The 19,054-nt window shown below is 35.9% G+C and carries 13 protein-coding genes; 8 read left to right on the forward strand and 5 right to left on the reverse strand.

Annotated features, from left to right (window positions below):
* Window positions 1-417: 417 nt before the first annotated feature.
* From ubiA to H3S73_RS09670, 5 genes are all read right to left on the reverse strand, one after another.
* Window positions 418-1,248, reverse strand: a complete 831-nt coding sequence (ubiA, locus tag H3S73_RS09650) for a 4-hydroxybenzoate octaprenyltransferase (RefSeq protein ID WP_198227155.1) — start codon at window positions 1,246-1,248, stop codon at window positions 418-420.
* 117 nt (window positions 1,249-1,365) lie between these two features.
* A complete protein-coding gene (locus H3S73_RS09655) occupies window positions 1,366-1,950 on the reverse strand; it encodes a molecular chaperone (protein ID WP_198227157.1) in 585 nt (194 codons plus the stop codon).
* 53 nt (window positions 1,951-2,003) lie between these two features.
* Window positions 2,004-2,843 carry a DmsC/YnfH family molybdoenzyme membrane anchor subunit gene (locus H3S73_RS09660; protein WP_198236524.1) on the reverse strand — a complete coding sequence of 280 codons (840 nt, stop codon included), beginning with the start codon at window positions 2,841-2,843 and terminating at the stop codon, window positions 2,004-2,006.
* 1 nt (window position 2,844) lies between these two features.
* The gene (locus H3S73_RS09665; protein ID WP_216355799.1) at window positions 2,845-3,459 is read right to left on the reverse strand and encodes a DMSO/selenate family reductase complex B subunit; all 615 of its coding nucleotides are present in this window, start codon (window positions 3,457-3,459) and stop codon (window positions 2,845-2,847) included.
* Between the two features lie 19 nt (window positions 3,460-3,478).
* Window positions 3,479-5,935: a DMSO/selenate family reductase complex A subunit gene (locus H3S73_RS09670; RefSeq protein ID WP_198236523.1), complete on the reverse strand. Its 2,457-nt coding sequence runs from the start codon at window positions 5,933-5,935 to the stop codon at window positions 3,479-3,481.
* A gap of 239 nt (window positions 5,936-6,174) precedes the next feature.
* On the opposite strand from H3S73_RS09670, the gene parE reads away from it, so the two are divergent.
* The 8 genes from parE (at window position 6,175) to xylA (ending at window position 18,985) form a co-directional block, all read left to right on the forward strand.
* Window positions 6,175-8,064, forward strand: coding sequence for a DNA topoisomerase IV subunit B (gene parE, locus H3S73_RS09675; RefSeq protein ID WP_025316618.1), 1,890 nt, complete (start codon window positions 6,175-6,177; stop codon window positions 8,062-8,064).
* A 27-nt stretch (window positions 8,065-8,091) separates the two neighbouring features.
* Window positions 8,092-10,317: a DNA topoisomerase IV subunit A gene (gene parC / locus H3S73_RS09680; RefSeq protein ID WP_198236522.1), complete on the forward strand. Its 2,226-nt coding sequence runs from the start codon at window positions 8,092-8,094 to the stop codon at window positions 10,315-10,317.
* A 4-nt stretch (window positions 10,318-10,321) separates the two neighbouring features.
* Window positions 10,322-11,167: a co-chaperone DjlA gene (djlA, locus tag H3S73_RS09685; protein ID WP_198236521.1), complete on the forward strand. Its 846-nt coding sequence runs from the start codon at window positions 10,322-10,324 to the stop codon at window positions 11,165-11,167.
* A 14-nt stretch (window positions 11,168-11,181) separates the two neighbouring features.
* Window positions 11,182-12,627 carry a TrkH family potassium uptake protein gene (locus tag H3S73_RS09690; protein ID WP_198236530.1) on the forward strand — a complete coding sequence of 482 codons (1,446 nt, stop codon included), beginning with the start codon at window positions 11,182-11,184 and terminating at the stop codon, window positions 12,625-12,627.
* A gap of 143 nt (window positions 12,628-12,770) precedes the next feature.
* Window positions 12,771-14,345, forward strand: coding sequence for a TerC family protein (locus tag H3S73_RS09695; RefSeq protein WP_198236520.1), 1,575 nt, complete (start codon window positions 12,771-12,773; stop codon window positions 14,343-14,345).
* 200 nt (window positions 14,346-14,545) lie between these two features.
* Window positions 14,546-15,856 carry an NCS2 family permease gene (locus H3S73_RS09700; RefSeq protein ID WP_198236519.1) on the forward strand — a complete coding sequence of 437 codons (1,311 nt, stop codon included), beginning with the start codon at window positions 14,546-14,548 and terminating at the stop codon, window positions 15,854-15,856.
* Window positions 15,857-16,183: 327 nt separating this feature from the next.
* Window positions 16,184-17,626, forward strand: coding sequence for a D-xylose transporter XylE (xylE, locus tag H3S73_RS09705; protein ID WP_198236518.1), 1,443 nt, complete (start codon window positions 16,184-16,186; stop codon window positions 17,624-17,626).
* Between the two features lie 39 nt (window positions 17,627-17,665).
* Window positions 17,666-18,985, forward strand: a complete 1,320-nt coding sequence (gene xylA, locus H3S73_RS09710) for a xylose isomerase (RefSeq protein ID WP_039128402.1) — start codon at window positions 17,666-17,668, stop codon at window positions 18,983-18,985.
* Window positions 18,986-19,054 lie beyond the last annotated feature (69 nt).

The following is a 19,054-nucleotide window of genomic DNA, read 5'->3' on the forward strand; positions in this document are numbered from 1 at the left end:
TGAATTGAAAAGTGAATAATATTACCTATTGATATCTTTTTTTAATTTCTATCAAGTTCGATAAATTAAAATTTTATTGTTATATCATAATAGTTTTTATGATTAACTATACTCAAGTTTAGAATGGCTAATATTATTCAATCTAAAATATTTATGCCTATATTAGGATTTGTTCATACTACTTATTCTATCTGCCAATATTGTATACCATTTGAATCAAACTTATTAAAAAAGAAACAGGATTGAAATTAATTCTGGTCTTTTTAATAAAGAAATCAATACACAATGAAAAAATAATTAGATAAATGACGTTAGATAGATATCATTACTTTCACTAAGTTCTTATCTTATTGGAATTATTTATTTTATTACTCATTTTGAAGTAAAATCGATAACAACATTACTTTTAATAAATATTTATGCCGCAAATATCCCAATAAATACAACCAAACCGACATAATTATTATTCATAAAAGCTTTAAAACAATTTGTTCTGTCACGATCTTTAATTAACCATTGTTGATAAATAAACAGCAATACCGTCAATAATAGACCAAAATAATAAAAAGCAGATAACTGATTGATTTTACCTATAGCCAATAAGCTAATAAGCGTAATTGCCTGTAGCATTCCAATAATTAGCTTGTCATAGTGACCAAATAAAATGGCTGTAGACTTAATGCCAATTTTTACATCGTCATTACGATCAACCATGGCATACTCCGTATCATAAGCAACTGTCCAACAAATATTTGCAACACAAAGTAACCAACACGTTAATGGGAATTGTTCTACTGTTGCTGCATACGCCATCGGAATGCTCCAACTAAAGGCAATACCTAAGATAACTTGAGGAAAATGGGTGTAACGTTTCATAAAAGGATAAACCATTGCCGTTAACAATGCTAAGCAGGCTATAAACCATGATAATTTGTTTAAGATTAACAAAAGACCTAATGCTACAACTAACAGTATTAATAGCGTCCACAATGCATTTTTTTCAGTTAATGCCCCGCGTGCCAATGGACGATCCTTAGTACGATCAACATGACCATCCAAATGCCTATCAGCGTAATCATTCACAACACATCCAGCTGAACGCATGACCAGTACCCCTAAAGTAAATACAACAATGATATAAACCGGAGGATAATGGGTCGCAAGCCAAATAGCCCAAAATGTTGGCCATAATAATAGCAATGAGCCAATTGGACGATCGAGTCGCATTAGTTGTAAATAAGCTAGCATAAATAGAGTTTATCCTGATAAATTATTGGAGAATTATACCGTTTATCCTAAAAGCTGCAATGCTAGGTATAAGGTATAAAAATATCTGTTTGAACAAGAATTTAATTTTTTTAATAGTTATAACAGATCTAATTCAATATTGGTTAATAATATCTGTAAATATTGTTCCGTAATCACAGCTAAAGCTTGGTAAAAAAAACTAAGCTCATTGTGTTTTAAGCGATTTAAATAGGTCGAACACCAAATTGATAGATGATCAGTAATGAGTTGCTTTGCTGCCCCTAACTGTTTTTTTTCTGCTAATAGAGCAAAAGCCATTAGCATTAACCCGAACTGATCCTCTGGTTCATTCATACCACTATTAAGCATTAAACCATTTTGTTGTAAAAATTGACGGTAACGCTCTTGGGATTCTCCCATTAATAACTTTTCTTGATCAAGATATACCGAACCCCAAGGAGGGACTGGCATACTACCTTGCCCTTCAAATAACAATGAAAACTGAAAATCAAGATCAGGGTTTTGTATTTGATCGGCTAATATTTGGCACTGTTTATTAATTAATTTATTATCTGTCCAGCTTGCTAACTCATCGATATGCAGAAGCCCATCAATCAATGGTTTAACTGTTTCGCTATTGGGTGAATAATAGAAAAATGCACCCAATAATTTTGCTAATGTGACTGAAGTTAAGTTATCCAAATTACTTAATCTCTTATTTATATATTATCGCTAATTAGTAATATTTACGATTATTATAACGGTATCGTCCATAAATTATAAAAGGCAATACGTCCACAAAGTTCAGCGACTAAAGTGCATACAAAACCAAGCAAATAAATCATCATTATTTTTTTGCTAAGCCAACTATTTAAGGCAATCAAAATCAATGCTACCAGCAATAACCCACACTGTATTGCAACCCAATGATACTGATCATAAGCCAACTGGGGAGCGTTTTCGATCATTAAGTTAATATAGGGGAACTTTAATAACAGTATCAATAAAGCACCAATAAAAAAGGCAATACTACCCGTCCGATAGAATCCTAACATTGCAACCATAACCCCACCCAATACCAACATTGTGGTGTACATTTGAATTGCCGTGTAGTAAGTACCCCAAGTTTTAACCGTCGGCAACATGTAAGTTAATACAATTGTCCACACAAAAACTAAACTTAAGATCACCAACAATAGAGCAAGCATTTTACCGATATGTGGAATTTGATTAATGCGCTGGCATAAAGTGTTAATAAAGCCCCATCGATTTGAATTGTTAAGGTGCGAAAAGTAAGCAAGTATGACACAACCAAATGTCACACCAAATAATACCCCAAAGGTAAAAATCTCATTACTCATTGGTGAACGGCCAATACCGAAAATCACATTCAAAGCACGGAAAGGTTTACCTAAGTGAAATGAAGCCAGTAACATACCTAATGCCATGAAAATCAAAGCAACCAAATTAATTTTTTCGATAATCAGCGTATTATGAGTTGATCGATTAAATAAATAATTTAGACTGCCTAAAAGCACCATCCCCGCAGATAGTTGCCCAAATATAGTAAAAAATACCAGTGGTAATTCATGCATTTTAGACCTCCTCCGGATTAAGCACTTTACCAAGTGTATCACCGGATGCTTTGGCCTGTGCATGTGGTTTTATAACAATATTGGGTTTAGTCAATTGTGAATTTGGTAATGGTGCAATATTGCGTTCATCACCATATTGCTCTCGTAACTTACCAATCTCATCAAAATCTAAAGCGTGTTGCGGGCATGATTCCACACATACAGGCTTTAATCCTTCCGCTACACGCTCATAACATCCATCACATTTAGACATAACTTTTTTTTGCTGATCATATTGTGGTGCACCATAAGGACAACGCATTTCGCAGTATCGGCAACCAATACAAACATCTTGATTCACCACAACTAAGCCATCTTGCTCACGTTTATGCATTGCACCAGTTGGACATCCTTGAACGCAAGTCGGTTGTTCACAATGATTGCAAGAAATCGACAAATAGTAAGTAAAAGTATTATTTTGCCAAAGACCATCAACTTGTTGCCAATCACCACCGCCATATTCATAAACACGACGAAAATGGATACCTAAAGAGTTATCTTTCTCATCTTTACAACTCAATTGGCAGGTTTTACAGCCCGTACATTTAGAAGAGTTAATATAGAATCCATATTGCATTTTTATCATCTCCCTGTAATTACGATGCCGTTGACATAGCTGACAATGGTTTAATTTCAACCAAATTTGTATGTTGTGGATTGGATTTAGCCAGAACAGATGGGCGCATTGAAGTTAGGCGATTGACACAACCACCAATATCAATCCCTGCTTCATTAATTTTTGCCCACAAACCTTGAGGAATTGCAATAACACCAGGCAATATACGTGGTGTGACTTTAGCAGGTATATACAATCGACCACGATCGTTATAAACCTCAACTAACTGTCCATGCTTAATCTGTCTTGGCTCTGCATCAAATGGATTAATCCAGATACTGCTCGCCACAGCTTCTCGTAATTGCGGTAGATTACTGTAACTTGAATGACAATGACCTTTAATATGAAAACCAATTAATTGTAATGGATATTTTTGTTTCTGTTGTTTATCTTCACTGCCTTCAATAGCAGGTAAATAAGCTGGAATAGGATAAAGTTTATCATCTTCATCAAACTCCCATTCATTGGCAATTTTAGCCAATGCTTCAGAATAAAGTTCAATTTTTCCTGATGGCGTATTTAATGGATTTTTAAGAGGATCATCTCTGAAGGTTTGTAAAGCAATGTGGTTATCACTATTAGCTAACTTACGATCAATGACTCCCATACCATCAGTTTCATCAAAGCTTGGTAAATTAGGCTCTTGTTTGCGGAGTTTTTCATAGCAATACTCTATCCACTCATCTTGAGTGCGACCTTGCGTGAATTTATCTTTTACCCCCATCTTTTCAGATAAATCAGTTAACACATCGTATGACGAACGATTTTCCCAAAGAGGCTTAATTGCTCGTTGCATACGAATAATATAATGATAAGCACCTGATGCATAAGAATTGTTAATCAGATCATTACTTTCCACCGATGATACATCTGGTAATAATAAATCGGCATATTTAGCCGACGCGGTCATATGAGTGTCCCAAACTAAAATAAATTCGCATTTTGATTCATCTTGTAAAATTTGGTGAGTTCGATTGAGATCTGCATGCTGATTACCAATAACATTACTTGCATAACTCCAGATAAATTTAATACCAACATCTAATTTATCTTTACCTTTTATATAAGAATTTTTGGCAGTCATGCTAAATGGTTCATCAATGGCTTTAGTCCATAAAAAGAAAGGAATACTGGTTTTAATTGGGTTAACTAGACTTAAACTTGGAACAGAATAAGTCACACTGCCCCCCCAAGTTCCTATATTGGTTCCACGCTTACCAAACTGACCTGTGATGATTGGTAATATCATGATCGCTCTTGTGGTATGTTCACCATTTTGCCAACGTTGAGGTCCCCAACCTTGGGAAATCCATGCAGCCTTAGCATTGACTATGTCGATCGCCAATTTTCGAATTTGATTTGCTGAGATGCCAGTTTTTTGAGCTGCCCATTCAGGTGTTTTTGGGGTTCTATCATCCCCCAAACCAAGAATATAAGATTTAAAATCGCTAAAAGGCGGTGCAGTATCAGGCAGTGAGTCAGCATTCCAACCCACGCAGTATCGATTGAGCATTTCATCATCAATGCGATCTTCTTCAAGTAAAGCATATCCAATTGCGGCAACCAAAGCGGCATCAGTACCGGGAATGATGGGGATCCATTCAGCATCATAACCAACTACGCTTTCACTACGTCGAGGATCGATAATGATGACCCTTGCCTTACTTTGTGATAAAGCATTAAATAACTCCGTAACTTGTCCACCACCTGACATTCGAGTTTCGGCAATATTTTGACCAAACATCACAACCAAATCAGAATGTTTTATTTGGTCCAACAAAGATTCTTTAGCATTACCATAAATATAAGGTTGAATTGCTGTTATTTGTCCGCTTGAATAATCACCATGGTAATTCAAAAAACCACCAATAGTATTTAAAAACCGCTTACAGGCGTTACGTCCAGGGATGTTTGCACCAGTAGTACCTGTACCATATTGATAATAAATAGCCTCATTGCCATACTTATCAATAGTATATTTGAGTTTATCAGCTAATAAATTAATCGCCTCTTCCCATGAAATTCGCTTAAATTTACCTTCACCGCGTTTACCAACTCGTAGCATTGGATATTTTAAACGGTCAGGATCATAAGTTCGCCAGCGAACAGATCGACCTCGCAAACAAGGGCGAATTTGATGCTGACCAAAAACAGGATCATTAATACCATCTTCAGCAGAAATTTTAGTGATGATATCGTTTTTAACATGAACTTTTAGAGGGCAACGACTTCCACAGTTGACTAAACAGGCGCTATAAAAGATTTTTTCTTGGTTAGTAGGATTAGGAGGAATTTCACTATTATTGGCATTCTTATCCGATTCAGCATAAGAAAAAGGTATTTGCATATTACTTGCTAATGCAGCAATACTTCCAATTGCTATCGATCTTTGTAAAAAACCACGTCGACTAATTTTATTATTTTGTGACTTGCTCATTGAATTCCCTTATTTTTTATGTGGGATTTATTTATCATAATACTATTGATGGAATATTAAAACTGAAAAAGCAATATAGCTCATGATTAATTTTAAATTAAATTAATTAAATAATAATTATTATCAACTAATACACTATCATAAAACACTATTTGTATTTCATTGTAAATTTAATATCATACATCTTAAAGAAAGATTGGTATAATACACCCCATTTATTTAAATAAAATAGAAACGCTATGTCACAATCTACTTATAATGCCGTCGATATTGAAGTATTAAAGGGACTCGATCCAGTCCGACATCGCCCAGGGATGTATACTGACACGGCTCGCCCAAATCATTTAGGGCAAGAAGTCATTGATAACAGTGTCGATGAAGCTATTGCGGGACATGCTCGTCAAGTGAAAGTCACCCTTTATGAAGATAATTCTCTTGAGGTCATTGATGATGGACGAGGAATGCCGGTTGATATTCATCCTGAAGAAGGGGTGCCAGCCATTGAGCTACTACTTTGCCGTTTACATGCCGGAGGTAAATTCTCGAACAAAAATTATCAGTTCTCTGGTGGTTTGCATGGTGTAGGTATTTCCGTGGTTAATGCTTTATCCAAACGGGTAGAAGTTACTGTTAATCGCGATGGTCAAGTGTATCAAATTGCTTTTGAAAATGGTGATAAAGTTGAAGATTTACATGTAATAGGTACATGTGGTCGTCGTAACACGGGTACTAAAGTACGTTTTTGGCCAGATGAAAAGTATTTTGATTCACCTCGATTTTCAGTGCCCCGCTTAACTCATTTGCTTAAAGCGAAAGCGGTACTCTGTCCAGGTCTGGAAATTATTTTCAAAGACAAAATTAACAATACTGAACAACGCTGGTGTTATCAAGATGGCTTAAAAGATTATTTAATGGAGTCTGTTAGTGGTTACACACTTTTACCTGAAGATCCATTTACCGGTAGCCACACGGGTGAAACAGAAGCTGTCGAATGGGCTTTGCTTTGGTTACCAGAAGGTGGCGAACTTTTAACAGAAAGTTATGTTAACTTAATTCCAACCGTACAAGGTGGCACGCATGTTAATGGTTTGCGCCAAGGATTGCTTGATGCCATGCGGGAATTTTGTGAATTTCGAAATTTATTACCGCGCGGTTTAAAACTTACGGCTGATGATATTTGGGAACGTTGTGCATATGTATTATCAGTAAAAATGCAAGAACCACAGTTTGCTGGGCAAACCAAAGAACGCCTATCATCAAGACAAAGTGCAGCATTTGTATCTGCGATTGTTAAAGATGCATTTAGTTTATGGTTAAACCAAAATGTACAGATCGCTGAATCATTAGCAGAAATGGTAATTACCAGTGCACAAAAACGTTTAAGAGCATCAAAGAAAGTTATTCGTAAAAAGCTCACGAGTGGCCCAGCTCTGCCAGGTAAATTGGCAGATTGTTCGTCACAAGATTTAAGTCGTACAGAACTATTTTTAGTCGAAGGGGATTCTGCGGGAGGATCCGCTAAACAGGCGCGAGATCGTGAATATCAAGCGATCATGCCTTTAAAAGGTAAAATTTTAAATACTTGGGAAGTTTCATCTGACGAAGTCTTAGGTTCACAAGAGATCCATGATATTTCAGTGGCTATTGGCATCGACCCAGATAGTGATGACCTAAGCCAATTACGTTATGGTAAAATCTGTATTTTAGCTGATGCTGACTCAGACGGATTGCATATTGCCACTTTGCTTTGTGCGCTATTTGTTCGTCACTTTCGTGTTATGGTTGAACAAGGACATGTCTTTGTGGCAATGCCACCGCTTTATCGCATCGATCTAGGCAAAGAAGTACATTACGCTTTAGATGAAGAAGAAAAAGAAGGTATCTTAGATCAACTAAAACGCAAAAAAGGCAAACCGAACGTACAACGTTTCAAAGGACTGGGTGAAATGAACCCATTACAACTCCGTGAAACAACAATGGATCCCAATACCCGTCGATTAGTTCAGTTATCACTTGATAATACAGAAGAAACCATGGCATTAATGGATATGCTACTAGCCAAAAAACGTTCAGAAGATCGCCGTGAATGGTTACAAGAAAAAGGTGATCAAGTCGAACTTGATGTCTAACATAAAGAATGATTTAGAGGAACAATAATGAGTGAAATAACTCATGACGGAGTAGAAATCCAGTCACTACGCACATTTACAGAAAGTGCTTATTTAAACTATTCAATGTATGTCATTATGGATCGCGCATTACCTTTTATTGGTGACGGTCTAAAACCTGTACAGCGACGTATTGTTTATGCCATGTCCGAATTAGGGCTAAATGCTCAAGCAAAATTTAAAAAATCAGCGCGTACTGTAGGTGATGTCCTCGGTAAATACCACCCGCATGGTGATAGTGCATGTTATGAAGCGATGGTGTTAATGGCACAACCATTTTCTTACCGTTATCCACTAGTTGATGGTCAAGGCAACTGGGGGGCACCTGATGATCCCAAATCATTTGCTGCTATGCGTTACACTGAATCACGTTTATCAAAGTATGCGGAATTATTATTGGGTGAATTAGGACAAGGTACCGTTGATTATACACCTAACTTTGATGGTACTTTGCAAGAGCCTAAAATGCTACCTGCTCGATTACCAAATATTTTATTAAATGGTACTACGGGTATTGCTGTGGGTATGGCGACAGACATTCCACCGCATAATATCCGTGAAGTAGCAAATGCTGCCATTATGTTGGCTGATAACCCTAATGCAACTTTAAGTGAAGTGATGGCTCACATTCAAGGGCCGGACTTCCCAACCGAGGCCGAAATTATTACCTCACCAGAGGATATTGCTAAAATATATAAAACAGGTCGTGGTTCAATTCGCATGCGTGCAGTATGGAAAAAAGAAGACGGTGATATTGTTATTACCGATCTACCACATCAAGTCTCTGGTGCAAAAATTTTAGAGCAAATTGCATCGCAAATGCGGGCTAAAAAATTACCATTAATTGAAGATTTACGCGATGAGTCTGATCACGAAAATCCTACTCGATTGGTAATTGTACCTCGTTCTAATCGTGTTGATTTAGAACAAGTAATGAATCACCTTTTTGCCACCACCGATCTTGAAAAAAGCTATCGGGTAAATATGAATATGATTGGGCTAGACAATCGCCCATCAGTAAAAGGTTTGGTTGAAATTCTTACTGAATGGTTAGAATACCGTCGAACAACTGTTATACGTCGCATAAATTATCGTTTAGACAAAGTGTTAAAGCGACTACATATTTTAGAGGGTCTATTAATTGCTTTCTTAAATATAGACGAAGTAATTGAAATCATTCGTAATGAGGAAGACCCAAAAGCTGAGTTAATTCGTCGTTTTACTCTGACCGAAATTCAAGCAGAAGCTATTTTAGAGTTAAAACTTCGTCATTTAGCCAAATTGGAAGAGATGCGAATTAAAGGTGAACAAAACGAACTTGCTAAAGAACGAGATCAGTTACAGGCATTATTGGCATCGCCACGAAAATTAAATAATTTAATTAAAAAAGAGCTTCAACAAGATGCCGAAAAATATGGCGATGAGCGTCGTTCTCCGATCGTTGAGCGTAGTGAAGCTAAAGCTATTACAGAACAAGAACTCACACCATCAGAACCTGTCACTATTGTATTATCTGAAATGGGTTGGGTGAGATCAGCAAAAGGGCATGATATCGATCCTGTTGGTTTAAGTTATAAAGCTGGTGATAGTTTTAAAGCTGCAGCCAAAGGTAAAAGCAATCAACCAGTGGTATTCATTGATTCGACTGGTCGAAGTTATGCTATTGAGCCAAATACACTACCATCAGCACGCGGACAAGGTGAACCAATAACCGGTAAACTAGCACTACCAGCTGGAGCCACAATTGAGCACTTGTTAATGTCTGCGAATGAAAATCAAAAATTACTATTAGCCTCTAGCGCTGGTTATGGCTTTATTTGTCAATTCAGTGATTTAGTTACTCGTAATCGTAATGGTAAAGCCATTATCAATTTACCAAACGGTGCTAAAGTGCTAACGCCAATTGAGATTCTATCTGAAGATAGTTTATTATTATCCATTACTCAAGCTGGACGAATGCTTATCTTCCCTGTAAAAGATTTACCAGAACTTGCAAAAGGTAAAGGCAATAAAATCATATCATTATCAGGTGCAGACGACAGCCTTGCTTATATACGATTAATCACACCAGAAACATCCTTAACCTTATATGTTGGTAAACGCAAACTTACGCTCAATCCAGCTGATTTAGAAAAATTTAGAGCGGAACGCGCACGTAAAGGAACAGCTTTACCACGTGGATTACAAAAAATAGATCGAATTGAGGTAATTTAATAATATGTCTTTTATTTGGGCGATAATTACAGGTTTTGTCTTAAGCATTATATTAAAATCAAACTGGGGATTTTTACTTGGTCTATTCATTGGTCCAAAACTCTACGAATTTTGTAATAAATTGACTGAAGAAGAATCTAAAGGAAACCCAAAACTCTACTTAACCGTTGTTTTTGAAGTGCTTGGTCATTTAGGTAAAGCTAAAGGTGTTGTGACGCAAGATGATATTAATCTGGCACGTAGATTTATGACCCAATTGCAGCTTGACAGCAATAGTCGTCAACTTGCCCAAGACTCCTTTAATCGCGGTAAGGCAAGTGACTACCCACTAAGGGCACGTTTAAGAGAGTTATATAATCAATATCGTTCTAAACGTAATGTTTTAAATATTTTCTGTGAACAGCTTATCCAAGCGGCATTAATCGACGGTCGTTTAGATGATAAAGAATCAGAAATACTCTTTATTGTAGCCGATGAATTCAATATTCCTCGTCATCAAATGGCAATTTACATTCAAATGATGATGGGGAGTTATCATTTTCATCAACAAAATTATGACTATCAACACGAACAATATAATCAATATCGACACAATAATAATGGCTATGGTGGATATCAAAACAACTCTTCACAACTAAATTTACAAAATGCTTATAATATTCTAGGTGTTAAACCATCTGATGATATTGCTACAATAAAAAGAGCTTATCGTAAATTAATGAATGAACATCATCCTGACAAGTTAGTATCTAAAGGATTACCAAAAGAGATGCTTGAAGCCGCTAAAAAACGGGCACAAGAAATTCAAGCAGCTTATGATCTAATCAAAACTTCTCGTGGTTTTAAATAGAGATAATCAATATGATGCACTGGCGCTCAATTCTTAGAATTATAGGTCTGTTAATTGCACTCTTATCGATATTTATGTTACTACCGGCACTGATTGCTCTAATCTATCGTGATGGTGCAGGTGCTATATTTGTTCGTTCATTTTTCGCCGCATTAATATTAGGTTGTTTACTATGGCTACCGAATCGTCATCAACGCCATGAGCTCAGTACTCGAGAAGGTTTCTTTATCGTCGTATTATTTTGGGTTGTACTCGGTACAATAGGAGCATTTCCCTTTATTTTCGACACCCATATTAATTTAAATTTAACCACAGCATTTTTCGAATCGTTTTCCAGCCTAACAACAACAGGTGCAACGACAATTGTACATCTCGATCACCTACCAAAAGCCCTACTTTTTTATAGGCAATTATTACAATGGTTAGGTGGTATGGGTATTATTGTTTTAGCGGTTGCTATCTTACCGTTATTGGGTGTTGGTGGTATGCAGCTTTATCGCGCTGAAATACCTGGTCCACAAAAAGACAGTAAAATGCGACCACGTATTGCCGAAACAGCAAAAACACTGTGGTCAATTTATATTTTACTCACAACGCTCTGTGCAATTAGCTTATGGGCTGCCGGAATGAATATTTTTGATGCTGTTTCACACAGTTTCTCAACCATATCGATGGGTGGATTTTCTACTCACGATGATAATCTTGCTTATTTTAACAGCGCGATCATCAACTATATTATTACTATTTTCCTAATTTTATCGGGTTGTAATTTTGCGTTACATTTTGCCGCATTAAATGGATTATCAATTAAGGTATACTGGCGAGACCAAGAGTTTAGGACTTTTATCTTTATTTTGCTTATTTTAATTGTGATTTGTGCGTGTGGAGTTTATTTTTATCAGGTAAAACACAAATTAAGTATAGACAAAATAATACTGCAAGTTGTATCTGTCGCAGCAACAGCAGGGTTTACCGTTGATGATATCAATACTTGGCCGTCATTACTTCCGCTGTTTTTACTATGTGCATCGTTTATTGGTGGATGTGCAGGTTCAACAGGCGGTGGTTTAAAAGTCGTTCGAGTATTATTACTATTTATGCAAGGTTCACGAGAGTTAAAACGCCTTATTCATCCCAATGCTATCTATACATTGAAACTAAACAATCGTGTAGTACCAGAACGAATTATTGAAGCTGTTTGGGGATTTTTCTCGGCATATGCCTTAGTCTTTTTAGTCAGCTTATTTATCATTATGGCAACAGGCGTCACAGCTTCTGATTCTTTCTACATTGTGGCTTCATCACTCAATAACTTAGGTGTTGGCCTTGGAAGTGTAAGTGATAATTTCGCTAGTGTTAGCGACATGGTTAAATGGGTCATGATAGTTGATATGTTATTTGGTCGATTAGAAATATTTACCTTACTTGTTTTATTTACACCAACCTTCTGGCGAAACTGATTTTATACTGAAACGTATAGTTAATCTGAAACTTTTTGACAAAATAAACAATTTTTATAAATATTTTATTGATTATTTGGTCAATTACAGCCAGAATTACACGGCAGCATGTGCTGTGTTCATTAGAGGTAATCACCTGACATATGGAATGGATCATGGATCCTACAATCTGGATTGGTTTATCCACTCTAGTTGTACTTGAAATCGTCCTTGGTATTGATAATATTGTCTTTATAGCCATTCTTGCCGAGAAACTTCCATCTCACCAACGAGATAAAGCCCGTATAACCGGTCTTGCATTTGCATTAATTACCCGAGTTTTATTATTAATGATAGCTGGTTGGTTAGTTACTCTTGATACACCACTATTTTCAAAATTTGGTATTACGTTCAATGCGCGCCAACTAATTATGTTTATTGGAGGACTATTTTTGCTTTTCAAAGCAACGATGGAGCTTAATGAACGCCTTGAAGGCTCTGCCCATGAAGAAGGAAAACCGAAAAAAACCTCACATTTTTGGACAGTGGTTGCCCAAATCGTGGTACTTGATGCAGTATTTTCTTTAGATTCTGTAATTACCGCTGTGGGTATGGTTGAACATATTCCCGTGATGATTGTTGCTGTTTGTATTGCCATTGCCATTATGATGGTTGCCAGTGGACCTTTAGCTAATTTTGTTAACTCACATCCAACCATTGTCATTCTTTGTTTAAGCTTCTTACTGATGATTGGCTTTAGCTTAGTAGCAGAAGGATTTGGGTTTATTATTCCTAAAGGTTATTTATATGCAGCGATTGGATTCTCAATCATGATTGAATTTTTCAATCAATTGGCTATTTTTAATCGTCGTAAAATATTAAACAAAAAACCATTACGTGAACGTACCGCCGAAGCTGTTTTGCATTTACTTAAAGGGGATGCAGAAGAAGATCCTGAAACTCACACTATTGATGTGGTATCAGATACTAATAAAAAAGTTTCCGTATTTAATCATCAAGAATTAAGTATGGTCGAACGGGTACTTGGACTTGCTCAGCGTTCAGTCAGTAGTGTTATGACATCACGACTAGATGTTGATATGGTTAATATTAATGATGATCGTGAAGTAATTCTAAAAGAAATTTTTGATAATCCTCATTCACGTTTAGTTGTCACTGATAACGCCTCAATTGATGAACCGTTGGGTATCATTCAAGTAAACGATCTTTTAAAAGATATGATCCAAAGCAAAAAATCAATTGATATTAATTCATTGATTAAGCAACCTCTTATCTTCCCAGAGACGGTATCTTTATTGGTTGCGCTTGAGCAATTTAAAAAGGCTAAAACCCACTTTGCTTTTGTTGTTGATGAATTTGGCTCAATGCAAGGCGTTGTATCGGTAACAGATATTATTGAAACGATTGCGGGTGATTTTCCAACTGAAGAAGAGGAAATTGATGCTAAACATGATATTCAATGTATAGATGATAATAGTTGGATTGCTAATGGCTATATTCCTGTTGAAGAATTAATTCGTTTTGTACCTATACCCATTGATGATAAACGCGAATATCATACTCTGGCAGGATTGCTAATGGAAAAAGCCCAACATTTACTAAATGTTGGTGAAACGATACAAATTGGCGATTATTTATTCGAAATTGCCGAGATAGAAAGTCACCGTATTCTTAAAGTCAAAATTACTTTGAATAAACTTGATAATGTATCTGAGTAGAACAGAGCCTAATGCACTGTATAGACTAGAATAATGCTTGACCTAAATAAATAACAAGCAATAATTATGCGGTAAAATTTCTTTTTTTAAAGATGTGGACTGACAATGCCTCATCTTTTTTATTTTTTACTTTTGTTAAAAAATAAATAGTACAACGTAAAATACGTTCATTCTTGACAACCAAAATTGGGCTTTAATTTATGAATTCAATATTCGAAAAAATATTTCAATTGAAAGAAAAAAAAACAACTGTCGGTACTGAAATTATCGCTGGTTGTACCACCTTTCTTACGATGGTCTATATAATCTTCGTCAATCCTTCCATTTTATCTGCAACGGGTATGGATACTTCAGCTGTATTTGTGTTAACTTGCGTCGTTACAGCCTTTGCCACTATTTTAATGGGTTTATTTGCCAATTTACCTATTGCTTTAGCCCCAGCAATGGGACTTAACGTCTTTTTTGCTTATGGAATATGTGGTGCAATGGGTTACTCATGGCAAATAGGTATGGGAGCGATATTTTGGGGATCGCTGGTATTTTTTGTATTATCATTATTGAAAGTTCGCCATTGGTTAATTGAACACATTCCACAATGTTTACGCGTTGGTATTAGTGCTGGTATTGGCCTATTTATTGCTTTTATGGGCTTTCAAAATATGGGTATTGTCGTTTCTTCGCCGGCAACACTATTAACCATGGGAAATATTTTATCGCTAAAAGTATTACTCGGTTCACTGGGCTTTTTTATTATTATAATTTTAGCTGCGCGTAACTTTCATGCAGCAGTGCTTGTTTCGATTTTTGCTGTAACGTTGCTTGCGCTTTGGTTAGATCCAAACATTAATTATCAAGGTATAGCATCTATCCCACCAAGTGTAACTCCTGTTGTCGGTCATGTTGACCTTGCTGGTTCATTCAACATCGGTATTATGGGTGTAATCTTCTCAGTTATGATTGTCAGCTTATTTGATTCATCTGGAACAATTCTGGCATTAACCGATAAAGCGGGTATTTGTGATGAAAAAGGTCGCTTTCCAAAAATGCGTCAAGCGTTATTAATTGATAGTTTTAGCTCATCACTTGGTGGCTTATTCGGTACATCATCTGTATTAACCTATATTGAAAGCTCTTCAGGTATCTCTGTTGGTGGTCGTACAGGCTTAACGGCAGTGGTTGTTGGATTATTATTTTTAATGATGACCTTTTTATCGCCATTAGCTCACCTTGTACCAAATTATGCTACCTCTGGTGCGCTTATTTTTGTTGGAATTTTAATGGTTTCAAGCTTAGTTAAAGTCAATTGGTCAGATTTAACTGATGCAACACCAGCATTTATCACCGCATTAATGATGCCATTTGCCTTCGCGATTACAGAAGGTGTTGCACTTGGTTTTATCTCTTATGTCGTATTAAAAACTTGTACAGGTAAATTTAAAGAACTCAACCTTTGCGTTATTATTTTTGCTATATTATTTGCTTTAAAATTTATCTTTATTGATCATCATTAATTCAATTTTATTTCTACCGTTTTATAACGGTAGAAATAATCCTATCAATTAGTCCTTACCAAGCTTGCTACACACAAAATCTATTAACGTGTTTTTCATGACTTAATCTGAATTTATCATTTAAATTAAATTGGAAATGGCAAATTATCAATAACTCACCTATTCAACAAACACTCCTTTAACTAATTTGATCTGCATCACAAAAACTAAAAAACATAAAAATAGTACAAAATTTAGTAATTGTTGTTGTGCTTAATATTCATGCATATTGATTAAACAGTTTCAGATCTAATTGAAACCTAATTTGATAAACAAGCAGGTATGAATATGAGTACACATTATAATTCTCTATATGTTTTCCGAATTACCTTAGTTGCAACTTTAGGAGGTCTATTATTTGGTTATGATACAGCCGTTATCTCTGGAACAGTTGAATCCATATTTAAAGTTTTTGTTGAACCACAACATTTAAGTGAGACTGCTGCAAATTCCTTATTAGGTTTCTGTGTAGCAAGTGCTTTAATTGGTTGTATTATTGGCGGTTTAATGGGAGGTTATTTAAGTAATCGTTTTGGACGTCGAAATTCATTACTAATTGCAGCATTTTTATTCTTTATTGCTGCAATTGGATCCGCTTGGCCTGAACTAGGATTTCGTACAATAGAATCTCAACAAATACCTTATTATTTAGCTCAATATGTCCCTCACTTTGTGTTTTATCGCATCATCGGTGGTATCGGTGTTGGCTTAGCTTCTATGTTATCACCTATGTACATAGCTGAAGTGGCACCAGCAGAAATCCGGGGTAAGCTAGTATCGTTTAACCAATTTGCTATTATTTTTGGACAACTTTTAGTTTATTGTGTTAACTACGGTATAGCAAGTTCAGGCGATCAAGTTTGGTTAAATATAGTTGGTTGGAGATATATGTTTTTATCTTTAGCCATTCCAGCATTACTATTTTTTGGATTATTATTCACAGTCCCAGAAAGCCCTCGTTGGTTAACCGCACAAAATAAAACAAACAAAGCTCAACACATTCTTTCTAACATTTTAGGAAATCAAAAAGCCGATCAAGCATTAAAAAGCATTATCGATTCCCTATCATCCAACTGTGATAAAAAAAGTAGCTCATTATTAAAATATGGTATAGGGGTTATTATCATTGGAATTTTATTATCTGCATTTCAACAATTAATGGGAATTAATGTTGTTCTTTATTATGCACCAGAAGTGTTTAAAACATTAGGTGCTAGTACTGATTCAGCATTATTACAAACCATTGTAGTTGGTATTATCAATCTATCTTTTACTACCATTGCTATTTTTACCGTTGATAAATTTGGTCGAAAACCATTACAAATAATTGGTGCCATTGGCATGGCAATAGGCATGATCACATTAGGCACAACATTTTATTTACAGATATCAGCCAGTATTGCTCTTGCTGCAATGTTGTTTTATATCGCTTCTTTTGCTATCTCCTGGGGGCCTGTATGCTGGGTATTATTATCAGAAATATTCCCCAACTCTATCCGAAGTAAAGCTTTATCCATTGCTGTAGCAGCACAGAGGATCACAAATTACCTAGTATCTTGGACTTTTCCAATCATGGATAAAAATACCTATCTTATATCTCATTTTAATAACGGTTTTGCCTATTGGCTATACGGTGCAATTAGCATAATGGCTGCTATTTTTATCTGGAAATGGCTTCCTGAAACAAAAGGAAAATCTTTAGAAGAACTTGAAAAGTTCTGGAATAAATAAATCAAAATCTAATTTAAAAACAATATTAAGGAGAACATTATGAAACATTACTATGACAAAATAGAACGCATTAATTACGAAGGAGCACAAACTGATAATCCTTTCGCCTTTCGGCATTATAATCCAAGCCAAATCATTTTAGGTAAAACCATGGCTGAACATTTACGCTTTTCAATCTGTTACTGGCATACTTTTTGTTGGGCTGGAACGGATATGTTTGGTTCAGGATCGTTTAACTATCCATGGCAATCTAATGCAGATCCATTAAGTAACGCAAAAGCTAAAGCGGATGTTGCCTTTGAGTTTTTTTATAAAATGAACGTACCTTTTTATGCATTTCATGATGTGGATGTTGCACCTGAAGGCAATTCGATTCAAGAATATATCAATAATTTATCAATAATGACCGATATCTTACTAGAAAAACAACAACAAACAGGTGTTAACTTACTCTGGGGTACAGCTAATTGTTTCACCAATCCGAAATATGCAGCTGGTGCAGCGACAAATCCAGATCCGGAAGTCTTTGCTTGTGCAGCAACACAAGTTGTACATGCCATGAATGCAACTCATAAACTAGGTGGACAAAATTATGTACTATGGGGGGGACGAGAAGGATACGAAACATTGTTAAATACTGATTTACGTAAAGAGCGAGAACAAGTCGGTAAATTTATGCAACTAGTCGTTGAAAACAAACATAAAATTGGTTTTAACGGCACGTTACTTATTGAACCTAAACCACAAGAACCAACTAAGCACCAATATGATTATGATGTCGCAACCATTTATGGATTTTTAAAACAATTTGGCTTAGAAAAAGAGATTAAAGTAAACATCGAAGCCAATCATGCGACACTTGCCGGCCATTCATTCCAGCATGAAGTAGCCTCTGCCTTTGCTTTAGATATATTTGGATCACTTGATGCTAACCGTGGCGATCCACAACTAGGCTGGGATACCGATCAATTTCCAAACAGTGTGGAAGAAAATACCCTTGTCATGTATGAAATTCTTAAAAATGGCGGATTTACAACGGGAGGATTGAATTTTGACGCGAAAATCCGCCGTCAAAGTGTTGATAAATATGATGCATTTTATGGACATATTGGCGCAATGGATACCATGGCATTGTCATTGAAATGTGCAGCAAGAATGATTGAGGATAATGCACTGAATCAAAAAGTTACTGACCGTTATGCAGGTTGGAGTAACAACTTAGGTAAAGAGATATTACAAGGCAATATGACGCTACAAGATATTGCTCAATATAGTCTTTCCCACAATTTACAACCAAAACCATACAGTGGAGAACAAGAGAAATTAGAAAATCTCGTTAATAAGTTTATTTTTGGCTAGCAATATTGTTGAATATAATAAAGTCAGAGCTACTATATAGTTACCATTATTCGGTAATAACGATAGCTC

The organism is Gilliamella sp. B14384G12 (assembly GCF_016101825.1).
Taxonomy (GTDB): domain Bacteria; phylum Pseudomonadota; class Gammaproteobacteria; order Enterobacterales; family Orbaceae; genus Gilliamella; species Gilliamella apicola_N.